The following is a 23677-nucleotide window of genomic DNA, read 5'->3' on the forward strand; positions in this document are numbered from 1 at the left end:
CAGAAGTGGTTTACAAAGAAAAATAATTAAAGGAGAAAAGAAATGCATAATCTAATGGAACTTGAATTGTTACCTGAAGAGCCAGTAATTACTGTATCACGTGAAGTTTGTAAGTGGACTTGCTCATTTACTGCTCTTTAAGAATAATTGGTTAAAATTAAGGATAGTTAATTACTAATTAACTATCCTTAATTTCATTTTAGAGATAATGTATTTATTATATTTATGGATAGATTACAAACAATGCTGAATAAAATACAAGTTGACACTTACCATAAAAATGGGTGGTTATTTGTGAAGTATAGTAACAATAAACTTACACAGGGATGGAAACTTCATGTAAGCAGTCAACTAAAAGACGCTTGTAATATTTTTTATATTGTTGCACAAGAGCTGGAGAAGGAAAGATGTAACTACAAAGTTCTAGATTGTTTGGATGAGTTAAAAAAATTGAATTCTCCGAGGGAAGTTTCTCCTACTGCAAATAAGTTTATCACTATATATCCGTCTAGTAGGAAGCAGGCCAAACGAATAATATTAAATCTAAAAGAAAAGTTAGAAAACTATAAAGCTCCAAGGATTTTATCAGATTTTCAATGTGGTGAACATTCTCCAATACATTATAGATATGGGGCGTTTAAAGCAATTAAAAACTACAATTTTTCTGAAAATAAAATTGTCTACATGATGAAAAATAGTAGAGGAGAATTAGTAGAGGATCTGAGATTAAATTATCCGTATTTGCCAGAAGGGGTTAAGGATTTATTTACTGATGTGGAAAAAAATAAATTATTTAAACCCTCCCCGGGAATTCCAGAGAATCACCCTTTAAATCACTATAATATCGAGTGTATTCTGAAAAAATCCAATAGAGGAAATGTTTACAGAGCTGTAGTAAAAAATAGTAATCAGAAAGTGATAATAAAACATGCACGACCATATGTTTATAGTTGGGATGATGGTTTCTCTGCAATTGATGAATTAAAGAATGAAGCAACAAATTTGAAAGTATTTCAGAACAAGTCCTATACGACAGAATTAATTGAAGAGTTTTATGTCAATGAAGATTACTTCGTAGTGCAAAAGTTTATACCAGGATATAATTTTTTTGATTTAAAAAATATTGATATCGAAAAAAATGTAATTATTAATAATATAATTGATATTATTAATGACATTCATGCTGAAGGATATTTAGCAGTGGATATTTCTCCAACAAACTTTATATTGGATGATTTTGGTCGTGTTAGGTTAATAGACCTAGAAAATTTTACAAACAAAAATAATACTGTTAGAAGAGCTGCTACAAAATTCATGATAAATACTGATTGTTCCTCAAAAATTTGTACCATTCAACAGGATTATTTTGCACTTGCAATGTTGAGTTTGGCGATTATGCGCGAGCATGTTTTAATATTTGAAGGAGAGGACGTCTTCTTAAATATAACTGCTTTAGATAAAATCAAGTCTTGTATGTATATGGAGAAAGAAATTGGGAACATAACTAAATCGCAATTTAACTGGTTGATGTATTTATTGAATTTAAGTGAACAAGAGAAGTTAGACCGATTCGAGAAGATGAAGTATATAAACGATTTTGAAGATGAAAATATAGGATTTCATTCAAAGAGAGTTAATTCCTCATTCGATTTTCAAATTGAAAATGAGACACTTATTAACTATCTTCTTTCATTAAATATGAATAGAGAAAGTAGGATACTAAATTCAAATGAATTTGGAGAATTTGTTAGTCCAGTATCGTTTCAACATGGCTTATCAGGATATTTGTTTTATTTATCACACATGAGAGACATTTCTGACAATGGTAGAATTATCGAGTGGCTTATCTCTGAAGGAAATCAAAATAAAGGAAATGGGTATTTAAATGGTTATTCAATTTTATTTGGTTCTTCTGGATATCTTTGGGCATTATTAGAGTTCTATAAAAAATTTGCCAGCAACAATCCAAGTAGAGAATTGATTATAGATAAAACTAGAGAAATTTATAAAGACTTGATAAGTAATTATCAGAAAGTTGAAGTATTTGACTTTGCTTTAGGAAAGTCAGGTGTTTTATTGAGTATTATGAAATACTGTATAAATTTCAATGATGTCGATAGTATGAAATTTATTAGAGAAAAAATAGAGGAGTTATATTTATATTTTGTAGAAGAGATACAAAATGTTAATAGTTTAAAAGAATGTAATTTTGCACATGGTTTAGCTGGGATTGCATACGTAATTTCAATTTATAATTCGGAATTTGAATTTAAGGTAGCTTACGAAAATAGTATTAATGTATTTAATAATCTGTTAGAAAATCTGTTAGAAAATGAATATAGTAGACTAAATGCAACTCCTACAAATTTAGAACTATCGTGGTGCGAAGGAACTTCAGGAATCTTACTTTATTTTGAATTATTATATGATAAAAGGTATTCAAAAATAATTTCAAGATTTCAACAACTTGCTTTCAAATTCAATCTTATTCAGTCAAGTTGTTATTGTCATGGTTTATCCAGTTTGTTGCAAACTCTAAACTATCAGGATAATTTAAATTTACGTGAGAATGTAATTGAGATTTTATTAAGTAGATCCAAAAGAGATAAAAATGGTATTTTGGTATTTGAATGTGAAGAAAGTTCAGATACATTATTTGATTTTGGAATCGGAAATCTAGGGATTTATTGGTCTATCCTTGGGGAAAACTTCCCGTTTGAACTCAAAAAGGAGTTGCGATGAAAGTATTTATTCAAAATAGAGATTTTAGGCAATTAACCATCAACCAGTGGATTTCAACGGTTGGGGATACGATTTTTTATCTTGCTTTTTTGAATTATGTGGCAGATGCTTCGTTTGCCCCCTTGGCAATTTTACTCATTACGATTTCAGAGACTGTTCCTCAAGTTCTGCAAATCTTTATGGGAGTTTTGGCTGATTTTCAACATTATCGTGTTCTAAAGTATACGGTTATTAGTTTTGTCAAATTTGTACTTTATTCTATAGTGGCACTTTCGCTTTCAGGGCAGTCCTTTTCCTTATGGCTAGTATTCTTTATTTGTTTGATGAATCTCTTGTCGGATACATTGAGTTACTTTTCAGGAGCCATGCTAACTCCTATTTTTATAAGAATCATTGGGAAAGAACATCTTACAGAAGCCATTGGTTTTAAACAATCAACAGTTAGTTTAGTTCGGACAATCAGTAATATTCTAGGAGGGGTTCTACTAGGAATTCTTTCCATTCAGTTCATTTCCTTGCTCAACGCTCTGACGTTTCTGATAGCATTTGTAGGTATTCTTCTGATAAAAAATGATCTTTTGAAAGTTGAAAAAACAATTAACTATCAAGAAGGTCTTTCCATAAAGTCGTTTTGCCAGCATTTGTTCCAATCATCGAAATTGATCTGGAATATGGATAGAGTGATCTTCATTTTATTTATCGTATCTATCAGCCAAGCTGTGATCAATGTCACTGTTCCTATTTCGACTCTTTTTTTAAGAAACCAACCGTTTTTGAATTTACAAACTGGTCAATCACTCGCTTTGTTATCAACACTAGAATTGTTAGCACTTATTGTCGGAAGCCTTGTAAGTGGCTATCTGAAAAATACGATTTCTATAAAAACAGCTCTATACGCTTCGGTCGTCATCCAGTTACTCCTTCTAGTAGGATTTGCCACAGTTCATTTTGGTTTGATTCTGCTTTTCAGCTCCTTGGATGCCTTCATCGCAGGGTTACTCTCTCCTAGATTGCAAGAACTCGTCTTTAAACAAATACCTGAGGAGTCAATGGGAGCGGTTCAATCCTCTATTGGTGCGATTACGGTTGTTTTACCAAGTCTATTCACAATCGTTTTTGTAACGATTGCTACAAGTTTTGGGGTCCTATCGGTCAGCTTTATTCTATTGCTATTACTCCTAACTGCATTTGTCATGCTCTTGAATATTCGTGAGAGCATTTAGTAGGAAACTTTGATTTAATTTTTGTTCATATGATAAGGCTGGCTTCCCAGTCTTTTTCTTATTATGGCGGTTTGTCACTTACCCTTCACAGCATCCGACTCTATCAAAGTTTGTCAATCATAGAGTTTTTTAGTATAGTAGAAATATGAAATTTACAAAAATAATCAGTGGTTTGCTTGCTCTTGGAGTGATAATCTTATTTATAAAATCTTACCAAAATTTTAAAAATTTGGAATTTCCTAGTACGCAGTTAGTCATGTTTAAATCGCTTTCGTTTTATATGTCTGTAGAATCTTTTGAAAATACATTTGTCGCAGCTGACAAAGTCGTGGAAGAGGAGGAAATGGCCTATCGTGATACTTGGCGTGCAGAAGACCCGTATTTCTATAAAACAGGTCGCCTTTTCTATTATTACGAAAATATGAGATGGGAAGGCTATACTATCCGCGCAGATTTTACATTTTCAAAATGGCATACCTTGGAAGAAGCGAGGGCTTCTTTTCCTGTTGCTTCAAAAATGGAACAGAAAGAACTACTTGACAAACTATCGCAGGCTATAAAAACAGAAATTGAATCTTTACCAGACTATCAGTCTATGACAGTTGAAATGGTAGAACTAGATCAAGATTCTTATCAATATAAAGTCAAATTACAAGGGCAAACGGAGGATCTCTGGGTCGAGGTTTATTCGACAGAACTTGGATATCATGAAAAGCTTGAAGATAAGGAGTATGGGGTTGGGATTAGTCAATATCGGAGGCATGCATCGTAATCCTTTCCTTCTATACCATAGAATAAAGAGTCAGTTAATTGTTGACTTTTTTTATCTTGGACAAATGCCCGAGTTTTTTAGTATAGTAGAAATATGAAATTTACAAAAATAATGAGTATGGCACTTGCTCTAGTGGTATTGTTGCTGTCTTTAATGGTTTTTCGAATGTTTCAAAAGACGCAATTGGTCATGTTTGAATCCGTTTCTTTTAATATGCCCCTCGAATCTTTTGAAAAAGTGTTTGGAAAACCTCATGAAATAGTAGAAGAGACAGAAACAGGCTATCACAATCCTTGGCGTGCAAAAGATCCTTATCTCTATAAAACCGGGCGCCTTTTCTATGACTACGAAAACTTTAAATGGAAAAGTTACAGCGGTCGAGTGACCGTTACTTTTTCAAAATCGCATCGTTTACAAGGAGCGACGGTTTATTTCCCTATGGCTTCCAAAGATCAACAAAAAGAGATATTTTATAAAGTGACCCAAGACATGAAAGCTGAAATCGAAGCTCTACCAAACTTTCAGTCTTTGAAAGTTGATGCTTTGGTGGGGTATGATGTTGGTTATCGATTTAAGGTCAAAATGAAAGGGCAAGGGAGAGAACTCTGGATTGATGTTTATCCTACAGAATATGAGAATGAGGATAATCCTGAGAACAACCAATATAATATTGCAATCGATCAATTTCGATGGTAGTTACCCTAGCGTGCTTGTTTTGAATGCTTAGTAGTAGAATGCTGTATTTGTAAGAATGAGGAGAAGGATGAAAGAAAAAGGATTTTGGGAAGGTGTACAGGCGGCCATGCCGACTGCCCTTGGCTATGTCAGCATTGGTCTGGCTTGTGGGATTATCGGTGCGCCCTATGTGACACCTGTTGAGATGGGCTTGATGAGCCTCTTTGTTTATGCTGGGAGCGCCCAGTTTGCCATGTTGGCACTGATTGCGGTACAAGCGCCTGTGGCAGCCATTGCTATGACAGTTTTTTTGATCAACTTGCGACTTTTTTTACTGAGCTTGCATGCATCGACCTATTTCCGTCATACTAGTCTCTGGCAAAATATCGGCATGTCCAGTCTCTTGACAGATGAGACCTATGGGGTTTTGATGGGCGAATTAGCCCATACAGATAAAGTCCATCCCATGTGGATGCACGGGAACAATCTCAATAGTTATGTAGCCTGGTTTATTGGGACAGTGGCGGGGACAGCTTTAGGTGGGCTTCTTCCAAATCCTGAGGTCTTTGGATTGGACTTTGCCCTTGTAGGAATGTTTATCGGGATTTTTACTTCGCAATTTCAGATTATGCAAAGACGGGTTCCTGTCCGCAATCTGCTGCGAATCCTAGCAGTTGTTGCAGTGTCTTTCTTTTTGCTCTTGACACTAGTGTCTCAGTCGCTAGCTGTTCTGTTTGCGACCTTGCTAGGTTGTACTATGGGGGTGGTCTTAGATGGTCAGTAAATATCTTTTGTTAGCCGTTATCTTTTCAGGCCTAGTGACTTGGGTTCCCCGTATGATTCCCTTCATCTTGGTTAAGTACAAGGGGTTGCCAGCTATCGTTGAGCGGTTTTTGAAGTTCTTGCCTGTTTCCATTATCTTTGCCTTGATCCTTTCAAGCGTAGTGACTGGCAAGGTTGGGAGCCTTCCTCAAATCAAATGGCTGGACTTTTTAGCAGTCTTTCCAACGGCTTGGGTAGCCTTTCGCTACCGCAATCTAGTGGGTACGGTTCTTTTTGGAGTGGTCTTGATTGCAGTCTTGCGTCTGGTCTTTTAGTCAGCCATAAAAAAAACCTATCACCGAGATAGATATCATATAATGGCAAAAAAAAATATTTTCTGTTAAGATAGTAAAGTATTCTATTTTGGAGGAAATGACATGAAAAAAATCGTCAAATATTCATCTCTTGCTGCTCTAGGACTTGTTGCCGCAGGTGTACTAGTAGCTTGCTCAGGTGGTGAGAAGAAAGATGCGGCATCAGGTGATGCAACAAGTGCTAAGAAAGAAATCGTTGTAGCAACTAACGGCTCACCAAAACCATTTATCTATGAAGAAAATGGTGAATTGACTGGTTACGAGATTGAGCTTGTTCGTGCTATCTTTAAAGACTCAGACAAGTATACTGTCAAGTTTGAAAAGACAGAGTGGTCAGGTGTCTTTGCAGGCCTTGATAGCGACCGTTATCAAATGGCTGTGAACAATATCAGCTATACCAAAGAACGTGCTGAAAAGTACCTTTATGCAGCTCCAACTGCTAAAAACCCTAACGTTCTCGTTGTGAAGAAAGACGACGACAGCATCAAGTCGCTTGATGATATCGGAGGCAAGTCTACTGAGGTTGTTCAAGGGACAACATCAGCTAAACAGCTAGAAGATTATAACAAACAACACGCAGATAATCCAACTGTTCTTAACTACACTAAAGCGGACTTCCAACAAATCATGTCTCGTTTGAGCGATGGTCAGTTTGACTACAAGATTTTTGATAAAATCGGTGTTGAAACAGTTATCAAGAACCAAGGTTTGGACAACTTGAAAGTCATTGAACTTCCAAGCGACCAACAACCTTACGTTTACCCACTTCTTGCTAAAGGTCAAGATGAGTTGAAATCATTTGTAGACAAACGTATCCAAGAACTCTACAAAGACGGAACTCTTGAAAAATTGTCTAAACAGTTCTTCGGGGACACTTACCTCCCAGCAGAAGCTGATATCAAATAGTCGTATGAAATCATCCAGTCTGAGAAAGGCGGATGATTTCTCAATTTTTAGGTATATAGTTTCAAACTATATGTCTGCCTATCTAATAACAATTTGCTAAATCAAATAAAGTATGAGATACTATTACGGTATTATTTTTAAAGGAGATAGAATCATGAAAATTAAAAAATGGCTCGGTGTAGCAGCTCTTGCTACAGTCGCAGGTTTGACTCTTGCAGCTTGCGGAAATTCAGAAAAGAAAGCTGACAACGAAACAGTTGTCAAAATCGCAACAGTTAACCGTAGTGGTTCTGAAGAAGCACGTTGGGACAAGATTCAAGAATTGGTCAAAAAAGACGGCATTACCTTGAAATTTACAGAGTTCACAGACTACTCACAACCAAACAAGGCAACTGCTGATGGCGAAGTAGACTTGAATGCTTTCCAACACTACAACTTCTTGAACAACTGGAACAAAGAAAACGGGAAAGACCTTGTAGCGATTGCAGATACCTACATCTCACCAATCCGCCTATACTCAGGTAAAAATGGGGAAGAAAACAAGTACACCAAAGTGGAAGAAATCCCAGATAACGGTGAAATCGCCGTACCAAACGATGCAACAAACGAAAGCCGTGCACTTTACTTGCTTCAATCAGCTGGTTTGATCAAATTGGATGTTTCTGGAACTGCACTTGCAACAGTTGCTAACATCACAGAAAATCCAAAGAACTTGAAGATTACTGAATTGGACGCTAGCCAAACAGCTCGTTCATTGTCATCAGTTGATGCTGCCGTTGTAAACAATACCTTCGTTACAGAAGCAAAATTGGACTACAAGAAAGCACTCTTCAAAGAACAAGCTGATGAAAACTCAAAACAATGGTACAACATCATCGTTGCGAAAAAAGATTGGGAATCATCACCTAAAGCTGATGCCATCAAGAAAATTATCGCGGCTTACCACACTGATGAAGTGAAAAAAGTTATCGAAGAAACATCAGACGGTTTGGACCAACCAGTTTGGTAATAAGACATAGGGAGGTGGGAGAGAGTTTCCACCTCTTACTTTTGTATAGAGAGTTGATTTTAAAGAGGCACTTGTGGTCGTTCTGAGGACACAAGTACGTAGTAGAAAGAGAGAGAAAATGGTTTTTCCTAGCGAACAAGAGCAGATTGAAAAATTTGAGAAGGATCATGTGGCCCAGCATTATTTTGAAGTTTTGCGTACCTTGATTTCCAAGAAATCAGTCTTTGCCCAGCAGGTTGGACTCAAGGAGGTCGCAAACTATCTGGGTGAGATTTTCAAGCGTGTAGGGGCTGAAGTGGAGATTGATGAGAGCTATACGGCTCCCTTTGTCATGGCGCATTTCAAGAGTTCGCGTCCAGATGCTAAGACTTTGATCTTCTATAACCACTATGACACTGTACCAGCGGACGGAGATCAGGTGTGGACAGAGAATCCCTTTACGCTTTCGGTCCGCAATGGATTTATGTATGGGCGTGGTGTTGACGACGACAAGGGCCATATCACGGCTCGTTTGAGTGCTCTGAGAAAGTATATGCAGCACCACGATGATCTGCCAGTCAATATCAGCTTTATCATGGAAGGGGCAGAGGAGTCTGCTTCTATGGATTTAGACAAGTATTTAGAGAAACATGCAGACAAACTTCGTGGGGCGGATTTACTAGTCTGGGAACAAGGGACCAAGAACGCCTTGGAACAGCTGGAAATCTCTGGCGGAAACAAGGGCATTGTGACCTTTGATGCCAAGGTAAAAAGTGCGGATGTGGATATCCACTCGAGTTATGGTGGTGTCGTGGAATCAGCTCCATGGTATCTTATCCAGGCTTTAAGTAGCCTACGTGCAGCAGATGGGCGTATCTTAGTAGAAGGCTTGTACGAGGATGTTCAAGAGCCAAATGAACGAGAACTAGCCTTGGTGGATACCTACGCCCAACGCAATCCTGAGGAAATCAGTCGCATTTATGGCTTGGAATTGCCTCTCTTACAAGAGGAACGTGTAGCCTTCCTAAAACGTTTCTTTTTCGAGCCAGCCCTTAATATCGAAGGGATTCAGTCAGGTTATCAAGGGCAAGGGGTTAAAACGATTTTGCCAGCAGAAGCCAGTGCTAAGCTAGAAGTTCGTTTGGTTCCTGGCCTAGAACCGCATGATGTTCTGGAAAAAATTCGGAAACAGCTAGACAAAAATGGCTTTGATAAGGTAGAATTATACTATACCTTGGGAGAGATGAGCTATCGAAGCGATATGAGCGCGCCAGCCATTCTCAACGTAATCGAGTTGGCCAAGAAATTCTATCCACAAGGCGTATCAGTCTTGCCGACCACAGCGGGAACAGGACCTATGCATACGGTCTTTGATGCCCTAGAGGTACCAATGGTGGCCTTCGGTCTAGGAAATGCCAATAGCCGAGATCACGGTGGAGATGAAAATGTGCGAATCGCCGATTACTACACCCATATTGAATTAGTAGAGGAGCTGATTAGAAGCTATGAGTAGAGATATTATCAAGTTAGATCAGATCGATGTGACTTTTCACCAAAAGAAAAGAACCATCACAGCGGTCAAGGATGTGACTATTCACATCCAAGAAGGGGATATCTACGGAATCGTTGGATATTCTGGAGCAGGGAAATCAACCCTTGTACGGGTGATTAACCTCTTGCAAAAACCATCTGCTGGGAAAATTACCATTGATAACGACGTCATTTTTGATGGCAAGGTAACCTTGACGGCAGAGCAGTTGCGTCGCAAACGTCAAGATATCGGGATGATTTTCCAGCATTTCAACCTAATGAGTCAAAAGACAGCAGAGGAAAATGTGGCCTTTGCCCTCAAACATTCTGGACTCAGCAAGGAAGAAAAGAAAGCAAAAGTAGCTAAGTTGTTGGACTTGGTTGGCTTGGCGGATCGTGCTGAAAACTACCCTTCACAACTATCAGGAGGGCAAAAACAGCGTGTAGCCATTGCGCGTGCCTTGGCAAATGATCCGAAAATTTTGATTTCAGACGAGTCAACGTCTGCCCTCGACCCTAAGACAACTAAGCAGATTTTGGCCTTGTTGCAAGATTTGAACCAGAAATTAGGTTTGACGGTTGTCTTGATTACGCATGAAATGCAGATTGTCAAAGACATTGCCAACCGTGTGGCGGTCATGCAGGATGGCCGTTTGATTGAAGAAGGCAGTGTCCTTGAAATCTTCTCAGACCCTAAACAACCTTTGACACAGGACTTTATCTCAACAGCTACAGGTATTGATGAAGCCATGGTCAAGATTGAGAAGCAAGAAATCGTAGAACATTTATCTGAGAACAGTATCTTAGTGCAGCTCAAGTATGCAGGGGCTTCGACAGATGAACCACTTTTGAATGAATTGTACAAACATTACCAAGTAACGGCCAATATCCTCTATGGAAATATCGAAATTCTCGATGGCACTCCTGTCGGAGAATTGGTGGTGGTCTTGTCAGGTGAAAAAGCAGCACTAGCAGGTGCCCAAGATGCCATCCGTCAGGCTGGCGTCCAGTTAAAAGTATTGAAGGGAGGACAGTAAAATGACAGAGTTGATTCAAACTTATCTACCAAATGTCTATAAGATGGGCTGGGCTGGTCAGGCAGGCTGGGGAACAGCCATCTACCTAACTCTTTATATGACAGTTCTTTCCTTCATCATCGGAGGGTTCTTGGGGCTGGTGGCAGGTCTCTTCCTCGTCTTGACAGCGCCAGGCGGTGTCTTGGAAAATAAGGTTATCTTCTGGATTTTAGACAAGATTACCTCTATTTTCCGTGCGGTACCATTTATCATCCTCTTGGCAATCATGTCGCCACTGTCTCACTTGATTGTCAAAACAAGTATCGGGCCAAATGCAGCCCTTGTCCCACTTTCTTTTGCGGTCTTTGCCTTCTTTGCCCGTCAGGTGCAGGTTGTCTTGGCTGAGTTAGATAGTGGTGTCATTGAGGCGGCTCAAGCGAGCGGAGCGACCTTCTGGGACATCGTGGGTGTTTACCTATCAGAAGGTCTTCCAGATTTGATTCGTGTGACGACTGTGACCTTGATTTCCCTTGTTGGGGAAACAGCTATGGCCGGTGCGGTTGGAGCTGGTGGTATTGGTAACGTAGCCATTGCCTATGGATTTAATCGTTACAATCACGATGTGACTATCTTGGCGACCATTATTATCATCTTGATTATCTTTACAATCCAGTTCTTGGGAGATTTCTTGACCAAGAAATTAAGTCATAAATAATGGAAGGAGTTCAACGGGACTCCTTTTTGTTTTCTAACCGAAATGCAAGAAGGATAAAGCTTCTTTTTAGAAATATGCTATAATAAACAAAGGTCCCCAATTAGCAAGTCAGAAACTTTGCTGTAGAAGGGATGATAATGTAAAGGAGTTTGGCTGGTATGAATTATTTCGAGGGGAATGAGTTTTTCCTTCTCTTGTTTGTAGTTTTACTGATTGGTTTTGTGGTAAACTTTTTTGAAAAACGTAAGGACTACTATATTTTGGCCCTCTCCCTCTTATTTGCAGGAGCTATCTATGGTAAGAGTCGAGCGATGATTGTCTATTTGCTCGCCTTTATCGTTTACCAGTATTTTCTGGTTTTTCTAGCACAGCGGATAGAGGCAAAGTGGCTGAAACCACTGGTTTTCCTTTCCATCCTTCCTTTGGTGATCAATAAAGTCTTTGCTCTGACTTCTCTGCATTTGTTGGCCTTTATTGGAATTTCTTACATGTCCTTTAAGACCATTCAGATCATGCTAGAGATATCGGATGGCTTAATCAAAGAAAAAATCAGTGTAAAAGATTATCTACAGTTTTTGCTCTTTTTCCCAACAGTTAGTGCTGGTCCAATTGATCGGAGTAGGAGATTTTTAAAAGAGATAAACGAGGTCATGCCCCGAAAAGAGTATCTAGAATTAGCAGGGGACGGTGTGTATCGTATCGTTCTAGGACTCCTTTACAAGATTGTTTTATCAACCTATGTTTATCAGATGTTACTCGCTCTAAATAATACTGGCACAGTCGTTTACTCAATCAAGTATATGTACCTCTATACCTTGTATCTGTTCTTTGACTTTGCAGGCTATAGTCTAATGGCCGTTGGAAGTAGTAATATTCTAGGTATTCAGACACCGATGAACTTTAACAAACCTTTCTTGAGTGTCGATATCAAGGATTTTTGGACTAGATGGCATATCACCTTGTCGACCTGGTTGAGAGATTTTGTATTTTCAAGAGTATTGATGCAGGTTATCAGGAAAAAATGGTTTAAAAATAGACTACACAATGCAACCTATGCCTATATGATCAATATGTTGGTCATGGGTTTTTGGCATGGTCTCAGTGTTAGCTACATTGTCTATGGTTTTTACCATGGTGTCTTGATGGCTGGATTTGAAGTGTATCAAAAGAAAAGCAATTTTTATAAGAAAAATAAAAACAAAAACTGGTATAAGCTACTAAGTTGGTTTGTGACCATGAATTTGGTTATGATTGGTTTCTTTATCTTTTCAGGTGAACCCTATAAAATCTTACTGACGATTTTAAAGAGATAAGAGATTGAAAAGAAATAGGCTAGATCGAAGGGATAGGATAAAACGAGATGATTAAATTAAAAGCATTTTTACTATCGCTTGTGCTCGTAATTGCGACGCTTGCCCTTTTAAATGTGACGTATGTCAAGAAGATTGATGATTATTATAAAGTCAAGGATAACAGTATTCGTTATAGCACCTCGTATGAAAAGTATAAAAGTAGAGATATTCTAACAAGCAATATCACCCCCAATACACTGGTTCTAATGGGTTCCTCAGAGTTGGTCGCAACGATAAATGAAGACTATCATCCAAATAAAATTTTTAACTACAACGATTTTAATATCATGCAGATTGGGACCAGTTATTCTCAAAACATCATTCAGGCTACGACCTTGGGCTCTATTGAAGGATCAATGAGTAAGCGAAAAGTAGCTATAGTAGAGTCGGTTCAGTGGTTTGAAAAAGATGGGACCCATCAAGATGCCTTTTTGAACAAGGCTTCTCAGGAACATATTTTTCACATGCTAGATAATGATAAGATTAGTAAAGAAACGAAAGAAAAAATAATCAATCGCATTATCGAGATTACCAAAGGAAATAAGCAACAAAATGACATCTACAAAAAATACAAAAGTTATTTCATAGATGGAAAAGGAACTATTGTTGATAAAAAACTATTAGAGTTAGATAACGCGATGTATTCCTTTAAGCTTAAACAGACTTTTTATCAAAAACATGCTAAATCAGATTATCCTTCACTAGGAGACAAAACCCCAGACTATGATTGGGAAAAGATGACGGATCAGTTTGTGGAAGAGGTCAAAAAGAAAACAGACAATAATGACTATGCTGTTGATAATAACTACTACAATACTTACTTAAAAGATCGCTATGCATCGCTGAAAGATTCCAATAAAGATTTGAGCTACCTAGAGTCACCAGAATATTCAGATATGGAACTCTTCTTGACAGTTGCTAAAGAATTGGGCATTGAAGTTGAGGTTATTATTTTCCCAGTAAACGGGAAATGGAATGACTACACTGGTGTCTCAAGAGAGATGCGAGAAAAAACTTATAAAAAAATAGAAGATGTCGCAAAAAGCCATGGTGCAACCGTATTAAACTATGGAAACAGAGAGTATGATGATTACTTTTTATTTGACGTGATGCACGTTGGAGTGAAAGGATGGATGGAAGTTGAAAAAGAACTTTACAAATTTGCAAACCAAGCTAACTAACACACATCGTTTAATCTTGTGGACACTATTTTTCTATACGGTCATCTTGAGCATCGTGATCTACTGTTTTGTGACCGATTTTTCGAATATTCAAGAATTTATCTATAGTGAATTTTAAGATTGTATACAAAAAGGCCCTGGAGCTAGGCATTGCTAGTCTTCAGGGCTTTTACCTTATAGTTTATCAGCTATTTTTTGACTTAGAAATTGCCCAACCACAGCCCCAATCAAGGCACCTAGGAGGATGCTTGAAACAAAGAGAAGGATTTTGTCCAACTCTGGAGCGACCATGATACGGTCAATGTATTCTTGGGATTTCCCACGCGCAAGTAAAGTGGCCACGTAAGCTTTGGGACGGATCCACATGAGAAAGATAGGACCACTTGTGCTAAAAGCAAAGACGAGGAAGGAGAGGGTGTTTTTGATTCGGTCTCTGTAGTTGCCGAGACGAGCGATGGCATCTGCTGCAAGACCACAGGCGAGTCCTGGGAGAAAGGCACCAGCGCCATGCTTGCTAGCTAGGAAGAAAAGTGCCATAAAAAGTCCCAGAGTGGTGATAGCGCCAAAACGAGGGACCTTCGTCAAAAGAAGCATGTAGACACTGCCACCGACAAGGGCAGAAAAGGCAGGTGCGTAGAACATATTGCCTGTTTGGTCGACCAGGTGTCCTAGGAAGACTCCAATCCCTACACAGAGAAAGTAGAGGACGGCGGCCAAGAGGGTGGTTAAGATATTTTTCTTCATGAGAATCTCCTTGATGCGAATTAACAAAACCAATTGTATCACGCTTTTTGAGGATTGTAAATGGGAGTTCTATATTTTTGAAAACGCTTGAAATATGATATAATAGTTACATCGTTAGTTTAAGGAGAGTAGCATGGGAAAATTTTTAGAATTCGTCTTTAATCGTATCTTTTTGGGAATGATGGCGACGGCTTATTTCTGGCTATTAACACTAGCAGGAGGAGTGGTATTTGGTTTAGCACCAGCAAGTGCCACCCTTATGAGTTTGTATGCGGAGCATGGTTATACCTATCGAGCCTACCATTTGAAAGAAGCTTGGGAATTGTATAAGAGTAATTTTGTCAAGAGTAATTTGGCTTTCTATAGTTTTGTGTTTGTGGATCTTGTCCTAGTTTATGGTTTGTATCTTCTAGTTCAATTGCCCCACCAGACGATTTTCCACCTTTTGGCGACCTTTCTCAACGTCCTTGTAGTTGCTCTTGTCTTTCTAGCCTACACTGTTTCCTTGAAACTTCAGGTGTACTTTGATTTATCCTACCAAAATACCTTGAAACTGTCCCTTATCGGGATTTTTATGAGCTTACCTGCGATTGCCAAGGTTTTACTCGGGACGACTCTCCTTGTAGGAGTTGGTTATTATATGCCTGCCTTGCTCTTTTTTGTAGGAATTGGAATGTGGCATTTCTTTATCAGTGATATGTTGGAACCTATTTATGAAAGTATCCATGAAAAATTGGCGACAAAATAGAATGAAGCAGTTTTGGCTTCACTCTCTTTTACGGATTTATAGTTTGGTTATGATCGTGGTCATTGCCAGTTTTGCGATTATGCTATCGTATGCTGACTGGGACTCGCGTGAGAAAGAGGCCCAACGGGTTGCAGAACGTGTGACCACTCGGACAGTGAGTGAAGTGGAATACTATCACAGAGAGTCAACCCAACTTGCTCAGTCTTTGGTTGAAAATCAGGCCCGCATCGAAGGGATTTACAAGTATTTCAGTCTCAGCACACCAGACTATTTCTATTGGCAATTAGAGCGTAAAACTTCGCCTTATATCTCGGTTTCCCTGTATGAAAATATTGATGACCTCTATGTTCGGAATGATTTTGTGACTGGAGTGGCTATTGTTCTTCAGGACTACAAGGAAGTCTATGTTTCGACTAGAGAAAAACGCAGTGGAGAGAAAGTTCCTGCGGAGGATTTTAAGCCAACAGCCAATAGTTTTGCTATTCCTGTTTCTGATCCTGTGTCTGACAAGGATTTAGGAGTGATCTATATCTCTCTATCCCCAGATGTTTTACATGGAGCTATTGACAATACTCGGGGTCATATCCCAATGGCTGTAACAGTAACTTCGCCTTTTGAGACTGAGATGTTCCATATTGGGGAGAAGGTCTCAGCCGAGCGAGAAAACTGGTTTGTGGGTGTCACCTCTCATGGTTATCAGGTTCGAGTTGCTGTTCCTAAAAATTTTGTTCTTACAGGAACTTTGACGAGTTCAGCTGTCACTATTGGGCTAAGTATTCTCTTTATCATCATTTTGTACGTGACCCTTAGACAGACTTTCTCAAATTACCAAAAGCAGGTCGTAGACCTAGTAGATTCGATCGAGGTGATTGCTCAAGGAGAAGAAGGCCTTCGAATCGATACCTCTGAAAAAGACCAAGAGTTGCTTCTCATTGCAGAAACAACCAATGATATGTTGGACCGCCTGGAAAAAAATATCCATGATATCTATCAGCTAGAGCTCAGTCAAAAAGATGCCAATATGCGAGCCCTGCAGGCTCAAATCAATCCTCACTTTATGTACAATACTCTGGAGTTTTTACGGATGTATGCCGTCATGCAAAGTCAGGATGAACTGGCAGATATTATCTATGAATTTAGTAGCTTGTTACGCAACAATATCTCTGACGAGCGGGAAACGACCTTGAAGCAGGAGTTGGAATTTTGCCGAAAATATAGCTATCTCTGCATGGTGCGTTATCCTAAATCCATTGCCTATGGTTTCAAGATTGCACCAGAATTGGAAGAAATGAGGATTCCAAAATTTACACTCCAACCATTGGTAGAAAACTACTTTGCCCATGGTGTTGACCATCGCAGAACGGATAATGTCATCAGTATCAAAGCCTTGAAGGGCCAAGGCTTCGTTGAAATCCTAGTGGAAGACAATGGTCGAGGAATGCCCGCTGAGAAACTAGCTAGCTTGCAAGAAAAATTAGCTCAACGAAGTTTTGAACACGAGGCAAGCTATAGTGGGGAGCGGCAATCAATTGGAATAGTAAATGTACACGAACGCTTTGTTCTCTACTTTGGGGATCGCTACCAAATCAGTGTAGAGTCAGCTGAGCAAGAAGGTGTTCGTTACCATATCACTATCCAGGATGAATAGAAAGGGTAGAAATGTATAAAGTTTTATTAGTAGACGATGAGTACATGGTGACAGAGGGGCTCAAGCGATTAATCCCCTTTGAAAAATGGGATATGCAAGTCGTCGCAACAGCTAATCACGCAGATGATGCTTTGGACTATATTAAGAAAAATCCAGTAGATGTGGTCATTTCCGATGTCAACATGCCAGATAAGACCGGACTTGAGATGATTAGGGAAATGAAAGAGCTACTTCCAGATACCTATTATATCTTGCTGTCTGGTTATCAGGAGTTTGAGTACGTTAAAAAAGCCATGAACCTTAGTGTCGTGGATTATCTGGTCAAGCCAGTAGACAAGGTGGAGTTGGGCAATTTATTAGAAAAAATTGCGCAGCAACTTCAGGAAAAGGTGGAGCAAAGTCAGACCCTCAGTCAAGAATTGGATGAGACAGGATTTACGAACTACCTGTCAGGTAAAGACAGCTGGTGGATTGGTCTATCCAAGGAAAAGCAGGGCTCTTTCACCATTCCTTACTATGTTTTGGGGCAAGATTGGCAGATTTTCATCTCTGATCAGCCACTAGATGGCATCGTCGTGACACCATTTGAAGCACCCTACCAGCAGTCCTTTGAGAATTGGAAGATCAACGCTGAAAAAGCCCTTTTCTACGGTTCAGTCAATCTAGAAAAATCCGAGAGTTTGTTTGCTTATTATGAGCCGATTTATCGGGTGATTATCCAAGGGAATATCAATCAAATCATCGAAGAATTAACCTTGCTAGAGAAGGTCGTCTTGGAGAATACCCCGCGCGTGGCTATCACGAAGCAGCTCTTTACCCAGTTTGTCATGGATGTCTTTCATTTGTTTGAACACCTAAAAGCAGATGATATGACCGAGATTGTCAAAGCTATCCATGCCATTAACACCTTTGAAGAATTGGTTGCCTATATCAAAGAAACCTTGACCAAGTTCTTTGGCCAGTATCGCATGAATGAAAATGTGGTGAGCGTTCTGGAGGTGATTGGGCGTGATTATCAGAAAGAGCTCTCACTTAAGGATATTAGCAAGGATCTCTTTATCAATCCTGTCTATCTCGGTCAGCTGATCAAGAGGGAAACCAACTCAACCTTTGCGGAATTGCTCAATAAACAGAGAATTAAGGCAGCGCAGCAACTCTTACTGTCGACCAGTGATAGCATCGAAGATATTTGCTATGCAGTTGGCTATAGTAATGTTGGATATTTCTATAAGGTTTTCCGTAAATTGTGCGGAAAATCACCGAAAGCTTATCGGAAACAAGTTGAAACTAGCTTGTAAAAGTTGTATTCCTGTACAAAAAATGCTATAATGTTCAAAATATCTTTTGGAGGAAAACATGAAAAAGAATCCTATTTATCTTTGGGTTTTGTTAGTCTTATCAGCCCTCATTTCATCTATGTCATTATTTGGAATCTTGAGTCCATTGCCAAGTAAAGATGTGCTTCGTGCTAGCCTGGCGAATAGCGGGACGCTTACTGCTCAGCAATTAGAAGACACAGTCAACTATACTTACCAAGTAACAGCGTCATCGCACTCTATTTTTAATACGTTGTTGATTGTTTTATCTGCAATTTTAGTTGTAGTAGCCTTTGTATTTCTAGTACGTAAAAATGTGCAATTCGCAAACTATGCTTATATTGGCTATGTTCTACTAGCGATTGTTGGTTTGGTTTATAGCTATATGAATGTTCAAGATGCGGTTCAATTAATCAAAGATTCTACCCTCGGCCTAGGAATGGGAGCATTTGCACAAGGAACGAATATTTTGTTCATCATTATCAATGTTCTCTTTTTAGCCTTAGTCTTTTACAAGATGTGGCGCCAACAAAAAGATTTGGCCGAAGAAGTCGAAGCAGAAGAAGTTGCCTAAGTATTGACAAAAAAGGACTATCAAGTTACAATCTTGTTAGTTCTTTTTAAATCGTAAACAAAAAATCGAGGTCAACATGAAAAAAATATCCCTAGTGTATATCAGTCTGAGTGGGAATACAGAGAGTTTTGTAACCCGACTCAAGGACTATCTCTTGTCTCAGTATGAGGGAATTGAGGTCCAAAAAATCCATATCAAGGATTTGGTCAAGGAAGGCCAAGAATTCTTTGAAATGGAACATCCCTATGTCGCTTTCTTGCCGACCTATCTGGAAGGTGGAAATGGTGTCGATAACGGCGATGTTGAGATTCTAACGACTCCAGTGGGCGACTTTATCGCTTATGGAGACAATGCTAGTAAGTGTTTTGGGGTAGTGGGATCTGGTAATCGCAATTTTAACAATCAATACTGCCTAACAGCCAAGCAGTACAGCCAGCGTTTTGGTTTCCCCGTTCTAGCAGATTTTGAAATGAGAGGCATGCTGGGAGATATTAAAAAAGTCGCAGCAATCATTGCAGACTTGTATGAGTTAGAGACAGAAAAATAAAGTAGTACTGAGGGGCAGTTGAGATTTTCAACTGCTTTTGAGTATGCAAAAAGCACCCTGTCAGGGTGCCATTTTATAAACTATCCTGCTTTTCCGATGGCAAGTGCATAGATAAAGAAGATAGCGAAGCCAAAGAGGAAAATCAATCCTGCGATAGCGAGGAGTTTTAGCCAAGAAGGAAGATTTTTATTCTCACGTGTCACCAATACATAGTTCAAAAGAGCGAAGAATGGTGTTGTCAGGAAAGAACCGATCATGGCAAAGCGAAGCATGGTGGAAACTTGACCAGCAAAGAATTTAATAATTACGATACCAATGATAGCGGTAATGGTCATCCAGATGTTCAAAGATTTGCGAGAATCCTCTTTTTGACGAATCAAGAGTCGCAGCGATTCCTGATTGACACGAGAGTAGCCATCGATAACGGTGATGACCGTTCCAAAGATACAGAGAAAGGCGATAAAGGTGATCAAATAACGGGACCATTCTCCAAGAACAGAGGCATACATACCCACAAATTGAGAAATGTACTTGGCTGAAGCTGCTTCAACTGCTTGTCCTGTAGGATACTGAATCAGTGCTCCTAGTGCCACGAAGAATACAGCTAGGATAGCAGTTCCAATGTAACCAACGTTAAAGTCGAAAAGGGCGTCCGCTGTATTAAAGTTGACGGTCTTTTTCTTTTCAGCAGACCAGAGTGAATTGACGGCTGAAATTTCAATAGGGGCAGGCATCCATCCTAAGAGGGAAACGATAAAAGGGAGTGCCGCCATTTGCCAAGGTGTCTTTTCGACAAAATCAGAGCTGTATTCTGGATGTTTAATTGCTGCAATGATAACTGCAAGAACAGTTGCAATGGTCAAAGCAGACATGATCCATTTTGCCATACCATCTAATAGTTTGTAGCCACCAAAGAGTAGCATGGCCCAAATGACTGCAACAAGGATAAGGGACCACTGAGTGATGCTAAGTCCAATCATTGGGAAGGCGCTAGCGATGATGGCTGAGCAAAGGATAGCGACTCCAGCTGTATTAACCATAGCAGAGAAGACATTGAGGACAAAGAAAATCCAGAGATAGATTTTTCCTTTTTCAGCATAGCCTTCTACCAAGGTTTTACCAGTGTCGGCAGTATATTCGGCACCAAAACGGAAAAATGGATATTTAAAAACATTGGCCAAGATAACCAAGAGGAGTAGTGACCACCCATAAGAACCACCAGCTTGAGTAGAGGATACAATGTGAGAACCTCCAACGGCAGCAGAAGCCATTAGGATTCCTGGCCCCATTGCCTTTAGTTTGCTTGCCCAGGTTGACTGGTTTGATAACGTAACTTGTGACATAATAAACACTCCTATTTTTGAATTTTCAGAATAATCTGAATAGATAGCTACTATTCTACAAAAATCTTAAAGGAAATGCAAGACCATTTTGAAAAAATATAGAAAATTACAGAAAACTTTACATGCATTAATGAAATTTCTCCAAGGAGAATATGGTAAGCCTAAAAAATCCGAGAAGAAAGCTTCTCGGATTTTGATTATTTCAATTGATCTGTGACGTCTTTTGAGAGCAACATTCCCAGACGGTAAGTTTTATTGATATGTGCAATGACATCATTGATATTTTCAGTCGTGTGAATTTTCTCTTTGATGTCAGACCTAAATGTCTCGTCCTTCAAAAGTTGCTCTTGGTAGAGTCTTTGAAGTCTTTCCTTCTCGTACTTATTGAGCAGAAAAAGGAAAACCAAGCTAAGTACAACGAGGATATAAGCATATTGGCTCATAAGGAATCTCCCAGTGTGATAAAGAAATAGTAAAAGTGAATAAATTGTTTCATTGAAATGCTACAATGCCGAACACAATATAAATGTTATTTTGCCTCAATCTTTCAGATTGCTTTCAAGTAATTTAAAAGATTACGACATGAGCCTAACCAAATCGATATTATTTGGTCTGGTGAATTAGTAAAGCGTTTGGGCAACTCGTACTGGTTACGACGTAAAGAAACATAAATCGACAATATTTATGTTTCTTTACTAGTGAAGCGCCTAGCCAAAGTCCGAATAGGATTTGGCGTTAGTTACTTAGATTGCTTTGCAATCAAGTAACTTTGGCGATTTACATCTTCTCTGGCGCTTCTACTCCGAGCAAACGAAGGGCTTCTTTGAGGACCACTGCGGTTGCGTAGCTGAGTGCTAGACGACTGTCGCGCTCAGGACTTTCATCTAGGATACGTGTATGTGCATAATATTTGTTAAAGGCTTGAGCCAGACTAATCGCAAATTTCGCAATGATAGAAGGTTCAAAGTTATCTGCTGCACGATTGATAATACGTGGAAAGTCTTGGAGTAGTTTTATGATTTCCCAGCTTTCAGCATCATTCAGGCTGTAGTTGCCAACTGTATCTGGCTTGAAATCGGCTTTGCGCAAGATAGATTGGATACGAGCGTAGGCGTATTGAACGTAAGGTCCAGTTTCCCCTTCAAAGGATACCATAGCTTCAAGGTCGAAGTCATATCCATTTGTACGGTCGGTCTTAAGATCATAGAACTTGATAGCCCCAACTCCAACAGCGTGGGCAGCCTGGTCTTTATTTTCTAACTCAGGATTTTTCGCCTCGATTTGGGCCTTGGCACGACTAACAGCCTCAGCGATAGTCGGTTCTAGCAAGATGACATTTCCTTTACGGGTAGAGAGTTTTTTCCCTTCTTTTGTTACCAATCCAAACGGAACATGGACAATGTCTTGGCTCCAATCGTAGCCCATCTCTTGTAGTACTGCCTTGAGTTGTTTGAAGTGGGCAGATTGCTCTTGACCAACAACATAGATGGATTTTGCAAATTGGTATTCCTTTTTACGGTAAAGGGCTGCAGCCAAGTCTCGTGTGATATAGAGAGTTGCACCATCAGATTTTTTGATAAGGGCTGGATGTTCAATTCCATATTTCTCAAGATTGACAACTTGAGCCCCTTCTGACTCAACAAGAAGTCCTTTTTCAGCGAGAATGTCTACAACAGCATCCATCTTATCGTTGTAGAAGGCTTCTCCGTTGTAGCTGTCAAATTCGACTTGTAATTCATTGTAAAGGCGGTTGAATTCCACTAAACTTTCATCACGGAACCATTGCCAGAGAGCTAAGGCTTCCTCGTCTCCATTTTCCAGTTTGCGGAACCATTCGCGTGCTTCTTCATCCAAGCTAGGGTCTTTTTCAGCTTCAGCATTGATGCGAACGTAGAGTTTAAGAAGTTCATCGATTGGATGCGCTTTAACGGCTTCCTCATTTCCCCATTTCTTGTAGGCAACGATCAGCATTCCAAACTGTTTGCCCCAGTCTCCCAAATGGTTGACCTTGACCGTTTGATAGCCGATTTTTTGGAAAATATGTGACAAGCTATCTCCGATAACCGTTGAGCGCAAGTGACCAATAGAGAATGGTTTTGCGATATTGGGACTAGACATGTCGATAACGATATTTTCTTTCTTGCCAATGGTTTGGTCGGCATAGTGCTCTTTTTCAGTGATAACATCCTGTAATACCTGAGCCGAAATAGCAGATTTATCAAGGAAAAAGTTGACGTAAGGTCCTGTAGCAACAACCTTTTCAAAGGCTTGACTATTGATTTTTTCAGCAATATCTGTTGCAATCATTTGAGGAGCTTTACGCTCGACTTTTGCTAGAGAAAAGGCAGGGAAGGCGATGTCTCCCATTTCTGAGTTTTTAGGTGTTTCCAGTAAATTTAAAATAGCCTCTTGGTCCAGGCTATCAACGACGCTAGCCAACTCGCTAGCAATCAATTCTTTTGTATTCATAAGGGCTCCTTTTGGGCTTTTTTACTATTTTAACACAATTTACTACATTTTT

General features: G+C 39.3%; 22 protein-coding genes. 18 read left to right on the forward strand and 4 right to left on the reverse strand.

The features are described from left to right. Positions 1 to 225: 225 nt before the first annotated feature. The 13 genes from O3622_RS07060 to dltD all read left to right on the forward strand — a co-directional run bounded on the left by O3622_RS07060 (position 226) and on the right by dltD (position 14236). Positions 226 to 2742 (forward strand): lanthionine synthetase LanC family protein, encoded by a 2517-nt coding sequence (locus tag O3622_RS07060; RefSeq protein ID WP_000375504.1) that lies wholly within the window; start codon positions 226 to 228, stop codon positions 2740 to 2742. Then, a complete protein-coding gene (locus O3622_RS07065; RefSeq protein ID WP_000862377.1) occupies positions 2739 to 3965 on the forward strand; it encodes an MFS transporter in 1227 nt (408 codons plus the stop codon). Before O3622_RS07060 ends, O3622_RS07065 begins: the two co-directional genes overlap by 4 nt. Before the next feature lie 145 nt (positions 3966 to 4110). Continuing rightward, positions 4111 to 4737 (forward strand): hypothetical protein, encoded by a 627-nt coding sequence (locus O3622_RS07070; protein ID WP_000673205.1) that lies wholly within the window; start codon positions 4111 to 4113, stop codon positions 4735 to 4737. 93 nt (positions 4738 to 4830) lie between these two features. Next, entirely contained in the window at positions 4831 to 5433 is a 603-nt protein-coding gene (locus O3622_RS07075) for a hypothetical protein (RefSeq protein WP_025172956.1), read from the forward strand. 67 nt (positions 5434 to 5500) lie between these two features. Next, a complete protein-coding gene (locus tag O3622_RS07080) occupies positions 5501 to 6196 on the forward strand; it encodes an AzlC family ABC transporter permease (protein WP_084943220.1) in 696 nt (231 codons plus the stop codon). After that, positions 6186 to 6509 carry an AzlD domain-containing protein gene (locus tag O3622_RS07085; RefSeq protein WP_000253946.1) on the forward strand — a complete coding sequence of 108 codons (324 nt, stop codon included), beginning with the start codon at positions 6186 to 6188 and terminating at the stop codon, positions 6507 to 6509. Before O3622_RS07080 ends, O3622_RS07085 begins: the two co-directional genes overlap by 11 nt. Positions 6510 to 6611: 102 nt before the next feature. Beyond that, the gene (locus O3622_RS07090) at positions 6612 to 7454 is read left to right on the forward strand and encodes an amino acid ABC transporter substrate-binding protein (RefSeq protein WP_000724972.1); all 843 of its coding nucleotides are present in this window, start codon (positions 6612 to 6614) and stop codon (positions 7452 to 7454) included. 154 nt (positions 7455 to 7608) lie between these two features. Further along, on the forward strand, positions 7609 to 8463 hold the full coding sequence (locus O3622_RS07095; protein WP_000694535.1) for a MetQ/NlpA family ABC transporter substrate-binding protein: 855 nt from the start codon (positions 7609 to 7611) through the stop codon (positions 8461 to 8463). Between the two features lie 118 nt (positions 8464 to 8581). After that, on the forward strand, positions 8582 to 9955 hold the full coding sequence (locus tag O3622_RS07100; RefSeq protein WP_000231793.1) for a M20/M25/M40 family metallo-hydrolase: 1374 nt from the start codon (positions 8582 to 8584) through the stop codon (positions 9953 to 9955). Then, complete coding sequence (locus tag O3622_RS07105) at positions 9948 to 11009, forward strand: methionine ABC transporter ATP-binding protein (protein ID WP_000085691.1); 1062 nt, start codon at positions 9948 to 9950, stop codon at positions 11007 to 11009. Before O3622_RS07100 ends, O3622_RS07105 begins: the two co-directional genes overlap by 8 nt. Before the next feature lies 1 nt (position 11010). Beyond that, positions 11011 to 11703, forward strand: coding sequence for a methionine ABC transporter permease (locus tag O3622_RS07110; RefSeq protein ID WP_000137509.1), 693 nt, complete (start codon positions 11011 to 11013; stop codon positions 11701 to 11703). 158 nt (positions 11704 to 11861) lie between these two features. Beyond that, positions 11862 to 13016: a D-alanyl-lipoteichoic acid biosynthesis protein DltB gene (dltB, locus tag O3622_RS07115; protein WP_001105737.1), complete on the forward strand. Its 1155-nt coding sequence runs from the start codon at positions 11862 to 11864 to the stop codon at positions 13014 to 13016. Between the two features lie 47 nt (positions 13017 to 13063). Next, on the forward strand, positions 13064 to 14236 hold the full coding sequence (dltD, locus tag O3622_RS07120; protein WP_000593512.1) for a D-alanyl-lipoteichoic acid biosynthesis protein DltD: 1173 nt from the start codon (positions 13064 to 13066) through the stop codon (positions 14234 to 14236). A 174-nt stretch (positions 14237 to 14410) separates the two neighbouring features. Here dltD and O3622_RS07125 read toward each other — a convergent pair whose 3' ends face one another. Further along, on the reverse strand, positions 14411 to 14980 hold the full coding sequence (locus O3622_RS07125) for an MptD family putative ECF transporter S component (RefSeq protein ID WP_000739510.1): 570 nt from the start codon (positions 14978 to 14980) through the stop codon (positions 14411 to 14413). A gap of 133 nt (positions 14981 to 15113) precedes the next feature. Between O3622_RS07125 and O3622_RS07130 the strand changes: the two genes are divergently transcribed. The 5 genes from O3622_RS07130 to nrdI all read left to right on the forward strand — a co-directional run bounded on the left by O3622_RS07130 (position 15114) and on the right by nrdI (position 19813). Beyond that, positions 15114 to 15728, forward strand: coding sequence for a YesL family protein (locus tag O3622_RS07130; RefSeq protein ID WP_049489446.1), 615 nt, complete (start codon positions 15114 to 15116; stop codon positions 15726 to 15728). Then, positions 15706 to 17376, forward strand: a complete 1671-nt coding sequence (locus O3622_RS07135) for a sensor histidine kinase (RefSeq protein ID WP_000800572.1) — start codon at positions 15706 to 15708, stop codon at positions 17374 to 17376. Before O3622_RS07130 ends, O3622_RS07135 begins: the two co-directional genes overlap by 23 nt. A gap of 11 nt (positions 17377 to 17387) precedes the next feature. Then, positions 17388 to 18674: a response regulator transcription factor gene (locus tag O3622_RS07140; RefSeq protein WP_000278905.1), complete on the forward strand. Its 1287-nt coding sequence runs from the start codon at positions 17388 to 17390 to the stop codon at positions 18672 to 18674. A 58-nt stretch (positions 18675 to 18732) separates the two neighbouring features. Next, entirely contained in the window at positions 18733 to 19266 is a 534-nt protein-coding gene (locus O3622_RS07145) for a hypothetical protein (RefSeq protein WP_000740038.1), read from the forward strand. 76 nt (positions 19267 to 19342) lie between these two features. Next, the gene (gene nrdI / locus O3622_RS07150) at positions 19343 to 19813 is read left to right on the forward strand and encodes a class Ib ribonucleoside-diphosphate reductase assembly flavoprotein NrdI (RefSeq protein ID WP_000724244.1); all 471 of its coding nucleotides are present in this window, start codon (positions 19343 to 19345) and stop codon (positions 19811 to 19813) included. 80 nt (positions 19814 to 19893) lie between these two features. Here the strand turns inward: nrdI and O3622_RS07155 are convergent, their stop codons facing one another. The 3 genes from O3622_RS07155 to argS form a co-directional block, all read right to left on the reverse strand. Next, entirely contained in the window at positions 19894 to 21156 is a 1263-nt protein-coding gene (locus O3622_RS07155; RefSeq protein ID WP_000084703.1) for an NRAMP family divalent metal transporter, read from the reverse strand. 197 nt (positions 21157 to 21353) lie between these two features. Beyond that, positions 21354 to 21599, reverse strand: coding sequence for a hypothetical protein (locus O3622_RS07160; RefSeq protein WP_000084866.1), 246 nt, complete (start codon positions 21597 to 21599; stop codon positions 21354 to 21356). A gap of 334 nt (positions 21600 to 21933) precedes the next feature. Next, positions 21934 to 23625, reverse strand: a complete 1692-nt coding sequence (argS, locus tag O3622_RS07165; RefSeq protein WP_049519236.1) for an arginine--tRNA ligase — start codon at positions 23623 to 23625, stop codon at positions 21934 to 21936. Between the last annotated feature and the right edge of the window lie 52 nt (positions 23626 to 23677).

It is taken from the genome of Streptococcus sp. 27098_8_51 (assembly GCF_041432205.1).
Classification (GTDB): domain Bacteria; phylum Bacillota; class Bacilli; order Lactobacillales; family Streptococcaceae; genus Streptococcus.

Excerpts from the sequence above, each read along its gene's own strand:
- O3622_RS07060 (WP_000375504.1), top strand. The coding sequence starts at position 226 with ATGGATAGATTACAAACAATGCTGAATAAAATACAAGTTGACACTTAC.
- O3622_RS07065 (WP_000862377.1), top strand. The coding sequence starts at position 2,739 with ATGAAAGTATTTATTCAAAATAGAGATTTTAGGCAATTAACCATCAAC.
- O3622_RS07070 (WP_000673205.1), top strand. The coding sequence starts at position 4,111 with ATGAAATTTACAAAAATAATCAGTGGTTTGCTTGCTCTTGGAGTGATA.
- O3622_RS07075 (WP_025172956.1), top strand. The coding sequence starts at position 4,831 with ATGAAATTTACAAAAATAATGAGTATGGCACTTGCTCTAGTGGTATTG.
- O3622_RS07080 (WP_084943220.1), top strand. The coding sequence starts at position 5,501 with ATGAAAGAAAAAGGATTTTGGGAAGGTGTACAGGCGGCCATGCCGACT.
- O3622_RS07085 (WP_000253946.1), top strand. The coding sequence starts at position 6,186 with ATGGTCAGTAAATATCTTTTGTTAGCCGTTATCTTTTCAGGCCTAGTG.
- O3622_RS07090 (WP_000724972.1), top strand. The coding sequence starts at position 6,612 with ATGAAAAAAATCGTCAAATATTCATCTCTTGCTGCTCTAGGACTTGTT.
- O3622_RS07095 (WP_000694535.1), top strand. The coding sequence starts at position 7,609 with ATGAAAATTAAAAAATGGCTCGGTGTAGCAGCTCTTGCTACAGTCGCA.
- O3622_RS07100 (WP_000231793.1), top strand. The coding sequence starts at position 8,582 with ATGGTTTTTCCTAGCGAACAAGAGCAGATTGAAAAATTTGAGAAGGAT.
- O3622_RS07105 (WP_000085691.1), top strand. The coding sequence starts at position 9,948 with ATGAGTAGAGATATTATCAAGTTAGATCAGATCGATGTGACTTTTCAC.
- O3622_RS07110 (WP_000137509.1), top strand. The coding sequence starts at position 11,011 with ATGACAGAGTTGATTCAAACTTATCTACCAAATGTCTATAAGATGGGC.
- dltB (WP_001105737.1), top strand. The coding sequence starts at position 11,862 with ATGAATTATTTCGAGGGGAATGAGTTTTTCCTTCTCTTGTTTGTAGTT.
- dltD (WP_000593512.1), top strand. The coding sequence starts at position 13,064 with ATGATTAAATTAAAAGCATTTTTACTATCGCTTGTGCTCGTAATTGCG.
- O3622_RS07125 (WP_000739510.1), bottom strand. The coding sequence starts at position 14,980 with ATGAAGAAAAATATCTTAACCACCCTCTTGGCCGCCGTCCTCTACTTT.
- O3622_RS07130 (WP_049489446.1), top strand. The coding sequence starts at position 15,114 with ATGGGAAAATTTTTAGAATTCGTCTTTAATCGTATCTTTTTGGGAATG.
- O3622_RS07135 (WP_000800572.1), top strand. The coding sequence starts at position 15,706 with ATGAAAAATTGGCGACAAAATAGAATGAAGCAGTTTTGGCTTCACTCT.
- O3622_RS07140 (WP_000278905.1), top strand. The coding sequence starts at position 17,388 with ATGTATAAAGTTTTATTAGTAGACGATGAGTACATGGTGACAGAGGGG.
- O3622_RS07145 (WP_000740038.1), top strand. The coding sequence starts at position 18,733 with ATGAAAAAGAATCCTATTTATCTTTGGGTTTTGTTAGTCTTATCAGCC.
- nrdI (WP_000724244.1), top strand. The coding sequence starts at position 19,343 with ATGAAAAAAATATCCCTAGTGTATATCAGTCTGAGTGGGAATACAGAG.
- O3622_RS07155 (WP_000084703.1), bottom strand. The coding sequence starts at position 21,156 with ATGTCACAAGTTACGTTATCAAACCAGTCAACCTGGGCAAGCAAACTA.
- O3622_RS07160 (WP_000084866.1), bottom strand. The coding sequence starts at position 21,599 with ATGAGCCAATATGCTTATATCCTCGTTGTACTTAGCTTGGTTTTCCTT.
- argS (WP_049519236.1), bottom strand. The coding sequence starts at position 23,625 with ATGAATACAAAAGAATTGATTGCTAGCGAGTTGGCTAGCGTCGTTGAT.